This window comes from Bacillus sp. TL12, assembly GCF_022625245.1.
Lineage (GTDB): Bacteria > Bacillota > Bacilli > Bacillales > Bacillaceae_G > Bacillus_A.
In genome coordinates, this window is sequence record NZ_JAJJBY010000193.1 from 1 (window position 1) to 563 (window position 563).

General features: G+C 49.7%; 5 tRNA genes. All 5 read right to left on the reverse strand.

The features are described from left to right. Positions 1-58: 58 nt before the first annotated feature. The 5 genes from LOK41_RS28455 to LOK41_RS28475 all read right to left on the reverse strand — a co-directional run bounded on the left by LOK41_RS28455 (position 59) and on the right by LOK41_RS28475 (position 551). Positions 59-129: transfer RNA gene (locus LOK41_RS28455), tRNA-Gly, on the reverse strand. Position 130: 1 nt separating this feature from the next. After that, positions 131-207 (reverse strand) — tRNA-Pro (locus LOK41_RS28460). A 3-nt stretch (positions 208-210) separates the two neighbouring features. Next, positions 211-287, reverse strand: a tRNA-Arg gene (locus tag LOK41_RS28465). A 93-nt stretch (positions 288-380) separates the two neighbouring features. After that, a tRNA-Leu gene (locus LOK41_RS28470) sits at positions 381-466 on the reverse strand. Positions 467-470: 4 nt separating this feature from the next. Next, positions 471-551, reverse strand: a tRNA-Leu gene (locus LOK41_RS28475). Positions 552-563: the final 12 nt, after the last annotated feature.

A 563-nucleotide genomic window follows, 5' to 3' on the forward strand; every position in this document is an offset into this window, starting at 1 on the left:
ATAAAATAAAAATTGACGTTTCACGTTGTTTGTTTCGTTCAGTTTTCAAAGAACTAAAAGCGGGTGAAGAGAATCGAACTCTCGACCAGAGCTTGGAAGGCTCTTGTTTTACCACTAAACTACACCCGCGTGGTCGGGAAGACAGGATTTGAACCTGCGACCCCCTGGTCCCAAACCAGGTGCTCTACCAAGCTGAGCCACTTCCCGTTATGGCGCGCCCGAGAGGAGTCGAACCCCTAACCTCTTGATCCGTAGTCAAACGCTCTATCCAATTGAGCTACGGGCGCTTATTCATGATGTTTTGTCGTTGTTGTATTTCAGCGACTCAATTATCTTATCACATTGCACTTTCAAATGCAAGTACTTTTTTATTTTTTCTTTGGTGCGGCCGAGAGGACTTGAACCTCCACGGGGTTTCCCCCACTAGGCCCTCAACCTAGCGCGTCTGCCATTCCGCCACGACCGCATAATGCGGGTGAAGGGAGTCGAACCCCCACGCCAAAGGCGCCAGATCCTAAGTCTGGTGCGTCTGCCAATTCCGCCACACCCGCGGAAATAAAAAA